Here is a 6000-nt window from a genome sequence, read left to right on the forward strand (position 1 = left end):
CAATAATGAAAAACGTTTTAGTTACAGGTTCTACCGGCTTTATTGGCAGCCACTTACTGCCAACTTTGCACCAACATGACTACCAAATAACAGCTGCAATTCGCCAGAAATTTGAGTTTCCCGCAGCCCTGTCAATTAAGACCGTTCAGGTGGGTGAAATTGATGATATGACCGATTGGCAAGAAGCATTGCTAGGCATTGATACCGTTATTCATCTAGCAGGACGCGCTCATATCCTTCATGAGACTATATCCAATCCAGAAGCAGCATTTATAAAAGTTAACACTAAGGGGACTATTAACCTAGTGAAGCAGTCGCTAAAAGCGGGAGTTAAGCACTTTATTTTTGTCAGTTCTATTCATGCTATGGCTGCCGAAAGTGATAATATTCTGAACGAAAATTCTCCCTGTCATCCTGATAGTCCCTATGGTCGTAGTAAACTGCAAGCAGAACAAGCTTTAATTCAACTAGCAAAAGATAGTGACATGACTTGGACGATCCTTCGTCCTACTCTAGTTTACGGACTAGGCAATCGTGCTAATATGGATCGCTTGATGAAACTAATTAAACGGGGATTACCTTTACCTTTTGGTGCGGTAAAAAATCGTCGTAGTTTTGTCTTTGTGGGTAACTTAGTTGCTGCCATTATTACCTGTTTAGACCATCCTAAGGCCGCTAATCAGATTTTTTTAATTAGCGATAACCAAGCTGTTTCTACTCCCCAATTAATTCGACTCATTGCTCAACAAATTCAACAACCCTGTCGATTGCTACCCGTCCCCACTACCTTACTTAGATTCTTAGGTTATCTGGGTGATAGGGGAGAATCTATAACAGGGAAAAATCTCCCTTTTAACACCTATAATATCGATCGCTTGCTTGGTTCTCTTGCCGTTGACTCTAGCTATATTCAAAAAACTCTGGATTGGCAACCTCCCTTTACTTTAGAGCAAGGATTAGCCCAAACAATTCAGCCAGAAAATTAGTGATAAGCTCGTCAAAAAGGCTTCATAATTCAAGTTCCGCTTTGACAAAATCGGCAGTTTTATGAAGAGAAAACCCCACTTTAGCGGCTATCATCTGCATAGCGCGGTTATCACTTAAAATTTCCCCTTCAATTCCGTCTAATCCTTCCTTTTTGCCAATAGTGACTAAACGCTGTAGTAATTCAGTACCAATACCCTGACCTTGATAGTCATCCCTAACTAATAGGTCAAATTCCGCCACATTAACGCCGTGCAGTTTATTTAAGCGTCCTATAGCGATAATTTCTCGCTCTTCCGTCTGATAGTTATTAATCTCTACCACTAAAGTCATTACTCGATCGTAGTCGATAAAACAAATGCGCGTAAGACGATCATAAGCGGTTTGGCGATCGAGATTGACAAGATGAAAATAACGATAATAAATGGTTTCTTCCGAGAGATAATGGTGAAATTGTCGCACTAAAGGCTCATCCGCTGCCCGAATTGGACGAATTAGCACTTTTAAGCCTCTTTTCGTCCTCCAAGGTTCTATATAATCTTCGGGATAGGGACGAATCGCCGGATGAGATAACTTTTCTGGGGGAGTAGTTGGAGGATGAAGAAGGATAGAAGCGGAAAGAGCGATCAATTGCTCTGAATCGGCAAAAAAGGGATTAATATCGATAGTTTTAATGCGAGGTTGTTCACTAACCAGGTGACTAAATCTAACGATTATTTGCTCCAAATTCGCTAAATTAAGCGATTTAAGCCCATTTAGTCCCTGAAAAGCCCGATAAATCTTGGTTTTTTCTAAAAGTCGGCGAGCGAGATTAGTATTTAAAGGAGGTAGAGCGGTGGCGTAATCTTGAAAAATATCGACTAAACGACCACCAGTACCGAAAATTATCACCGGTCCACACTGATCATCGTAATTAGAGCCGATAATTAACTCATATCCTCGATCGATCTCTAACATCGGTTGAATACTCACCCCGAGAAAATGCTCCCGACCCACTTGTGCGCTAACATTAGCTTCGATCGCCTGATATGCTTGTGCGACTGCCCTAGGGGAAAAAAGCGGCAATTGTACCCCACCCACCGCGCTTTTATGGATAATCGTCTGGGAATGCAGTTTCATCACCACGGGATAACCGAGAGATTCAGCGAGATTAACTGCTTCTGCGGCACTTTCAGCAATTCTAGTGACAATAACAGGGATTCTATAAGCTTTCAGTATATCCAAAGACTCTGGCTCACTGAGAATTGTTCTATCCCCTGCTTGCTCGATAATCTGGCTCACTAAAACTCGATCGGAGCCATTTTCCTGAGAATTGGTTAAAATTGGCGTTTGATAAAGACCGCGCAGATTCTCTTCATATTTCCAGAGCAAATTAAACACCCGGGCTGCCGAATCGGGATAGCGATAGGTGGGGATACCCTGCTGATTTAATAACGCTACTGCCTCTGCAATGCCCTCTCCCCCCATCAAACTTGCTAAAATGGGTTTTGTGCTATTTTGAGCAATTAAAGCGATATTAAGGGCAATTTCTCGCAGATCGGTGTTAAAGCGAGGCGAGAGAATCATCAACACCGCGTCGGTATGTGCATCCGCTAAAGCGATCTCTAGGGCGCGAGCGTAGCTATGGGGATCGCTGCCGCGACGCAGATCGATGGGATTTTGGGGGACAATATCTGCGGGAACAAGAGGCGCTAATTTTTCGATCGTTGCGGGGGTAAGGGTTGCCAGTTGTCCATCTTCCGCCAGTAAAGCCGAGGCCGCTAAAAGAGCGGGAGCAACACCATTGCTGATGATTGTCAAGCGTTTTCCCCGGGGAAATCGGGGAATTTTCGCTAAAACTTGCGTGATATTCAAGAGATCGGCCAGTCTTTGTACTTCCACGATGCCACAACGAGCAAAGGCAGCGGAGAGAGTTAGCTGATCGCTGGTCAATTTGCCAGCATGGGAAAGAGAAGTGGGGTCAAAGTCGGTACTGTGGCGACTAATGGCGATAATTGGTTTATTTAGGGCAACTTCTCGGGCTGAGGACAGAAAAGAGCGGGCATTATTCAGGGATTCCAGGTAGATAACGATGCTTTTGGTTTGGGGATCGTCTCCCAAATAATAGAGTAATTCGCCCCAATCCACATCTAAAAGGACTCCGAGGGAGATAAAGTGACTAAAACCGACATTTTCGCTTAAACTCCAATCAAGCACGGCAGCAGCGATCGCCCCACTTTGACTAATCAGGGCAATTGAACCAGGTTTCGGCAGGATTGGGGAAAAGGTAGCGTTAAGATTTTGACTGAGATTGCAGATTCCTGAGCTATGGGGACCGATAATGCGTAATTTTTGACCAGCGATCGCTTTAATTTCCCTGAGTAAATTTTCCCCCATCTGTCCAGTTTCCCGAAAACCCGTGGAGAGAATCAGGGCGCATTTAACCTTTTTTTCGACAGATTGGGCGATAATAGCGGGAATTTCGGGAGCGGTGGCGGTGATAATTACCAGATCGATCGCCGCCTGGATATCTGGTAAACTGGTATAGCTGGGAAGATCGAGCCAGTTTTCGGGTTGAGGATTAACTAGATAAAGACGGTGCTGACCGGGATTATCATAGAGATTATTTAAAAGAGTGCGATCAAGTTGGGGATTTTGGCGATTAAATCCCACCACAGCAATGGTTTTTGGCTCAAAAAAGGCTCTTATGGTTTGATGTTCGCCACCACGAGGATCTAAGATGGGATTTAACATAAGTGAGCTAAAAAAGCAGCTAACCCTTACTGTTCCAGTGTTCCGGTATTCCAGCGTTCCCCGATCGACCTAGACCAATTCTAGCTGTTTAATCAGGGTTCGATCGGTGTAATTAATTTTGTCTAGGCAGCGATCGGCAATAAAACAGCCCTAGGCGATGAACATTTTCCCCAAGAAATCTAGTAAACTAACTGATGCTGTAAATATTTAGAGACAGACGATGGAACTGGAATATCCCGAGGATTTGAGATACCTAGAAACCCACGAATACGTCAGACTCGAAGGTGAAATCGCTACCTTGGGAATTAGTGCTTTTGCCGTCGATCAATTGGGTGATATCGTGTTTCTAGAATTGCCCGAATTGGGAGAGGCGCTGAAAGTGGGTAGTAGTTTCGGCACGATCGAATCGGTAAAAGCGGTAGAAGATCTTTATCCTCCCGTCTCGGGAACCGTAGTCGATCGCAATCAAGCGATGATTGACTCCCCCGAATTAATTGCCGATGATCCCCACGGGGAGGGTTGGTTATTAAAAGTGCGGGTAGAAAATCCCGATACTGCCTTGGCTGATACCCTCTCCGCTAGTGAATACCGCGCCCAAGTGGCAGGGGAAAGTTAACTAATATTAACAACAGGGAGCCAGACCCTCACACTATCATAGGCATAGAAAGAATTGAAAATCCAGGAAGCGATCGAGTCTTCCTGATTTTTGTCTCTAAATCGTGCTGAGACGAAATTCTTGCCCGAATCGAGTGAGGTTTCACTATTTACCCAATCTATGCTAAATCCTAATCTCGCAGCGATCGAACTTTCCCAAGAGGAGATTCAACGCTACTCTCGACACATTATTCTGCCCGAAGTGGGCTTAGAAGGTCAAAAAAAACTAAAAGCCGCCAGTGTTCTCTGCATCGGCACCGGGGGACTCGGTTCCCCGCTTTTACTCTATCTAGCGGCGGCTGGCATCGGTAGAATCGGTATTGTTGACTTCGATATCGTCGATAGTTCCAATCTGCAACGTCAAATTATTCACGGCACTTCTTGGGTAGGCAAACCGAAAATTGTTTCCGCTAAGGACAGAATTCTAGAAATTAACCCCCATTGTCAGGTGGATTTGTACGAAACCCGCATAAGTTCCGAAAATGCCCTTGACATTTTAGCCCCCTATGATGTAGTTATCGACGGGACCGATAATTTCCCCACCCGTTATCTGACTAATGATGCTTGTGTTCTTCTCGACAAACCCAACGTCTATGGCTCAATTTTCCGCTTTGAAGGACAGGCAACCGTTTTTAACTACCAAGGCGGTCCCAACTACCGCGATCTCTATCCCGAACCGCCACCACCGGGGATGGTTCCCTCCTGTGCCGAAGGCGGCGTTTTAGGGGTTTTACCCGGAGTAATCGGCACAATTCAAGCCACAGAAGCCATTAAAATTATCCTCGGCGCACCGGATACCCTCAGTGGTCGTTTACTGCTTTACAATGCTTGGGAAATGAAATTCCGCGAGTTAAAATTGCGCCCGAATCCCATCCGTCCCGTCATTGAAAAACTAATTGATTACGAACAATTCTGCGGTATCCCGCAAGCGAAAGCACAAGAAGCGGCAGAACAGCAAAAAATGACAGAAATGACCGTAGTAGAGTTAAAAGCACTACTTGACAGCAATGCCAATGATTACATTCTCATCGATGTGCGTAATCCCAACGAGTACCAAATCGCTAAGATTCCCAACTCGGTATTAATTCCCCTACCCGATATCGAAAATGGTGCGGCAATTCCCAAAATTAAGGAATTAGTCAACGGTTATCGTCTTATCGCCCATTGTAAGATGGGGGGACGTTCCGCTAAAGCCCTCGCTATCCTCAAAGAGGCAGGTATCGAAGGAATTAACGTCAAAGGTGGCATCAGTGCCTGGAGTCGCGAAGTCGATTCCACCGTACCAGAATACTAATTTTAGCCCTTGGGTTTTGGGGTTTTGGGTTTTAGGGTATTAGTCAAATTCCCCCATCACCCCATTCCCCCATCTCCCCACTTCATAATTCATAATTCATAATTCATAATTTCCTCCCCCCATCTCCCCACTTCATAATTCATAATTCCCTCTCCACTGTACCAGAATACTAATTTTGGCCCTTGGGTTTTGGGGTTTTGGGGTGTTAGGGTGTTAGGGTTTTGGGGTATTAGTCAAATTCCCCCATCACCCCATTCCCCCATCTCCCCACTTCATAATTCATAATTCATAATTCATAATTTCCTCCCCCCATCTCCCCACTTCATAATTCATAA

General features: G+C 44.8%; 4 protein-coding genes. 3 read left to right on the plus strand and 1 reads right to left on the minus strand.

Annotated elements, in window-relative coordinates; all coding sequences use genetic code 11:
- Positions 1-5: 5 nt before the first annotated feature.
- On the plus strand, positions 6-986 hold the full coding sequence (locus N0824_RS12720) for an NAD-dependent epimerase/dehydratase family protein (protein WP_108937028.1): 981 nt from the start codon (positions 6-8) through the stop codon (positions 984-986).
- Positions 987-1008: 22 nt separating this feature from the next.
- On the opposite strand, the gene N0824_RS12725 is transcribed toward N0824_RS12720, so the two are convergent.
- Positions 1009-3717: a bifunctional acetate--CoA ligase family protein/GNAT family N-acetyltransferase gene (locus N0824_RS12725; RefSeq protein WP_108937029.1), complete on the minus strand. Its 2709-nt coding sequence runs from the start codon at positions 3715-3717 to the stop codon at positions 1009-1011.
- Positions 3718-3937: 220 nt separating this feature from the next.
- On the opposite strand from N0824_RS12725, the gene gcvH reads away from it, so the two are divergent.
- A complete protein-coding gene (gene gcvH / locus N0824_RS12730; protein ID WP_008201043.1) occupies positions 3938-4333 on the plus strand; it encodes a glycine cleavage system protein GcvH in 396 nt (131 codons plus the stop codon).
- A gap of 159 nt (positions 4334-4492) precedes the next feature.
- Positions 4493-5665, plus strand: coding sequence for a molybdopterin-synthase adenylyltransferase MoeB (gene moeB, locus N0824_RS12735; protein WP_108937030.1), 1173 nt, complete (start codon positions 4493-4495; stop codon positions 5663-5665).
- Positions 5666-6000 lie beyond the last annotated feature (335 nt).

The sequence above is a fragment of the Microcystis sp. 0824 genome, assembly GCF_003112475.1.
Lineage (GTDB): Bacteria > Cyanobacteriota > Cyanobacteriia > Cyanobacteriales > Microcystaceae > Microcystis > Microcystis aeruginosa_C.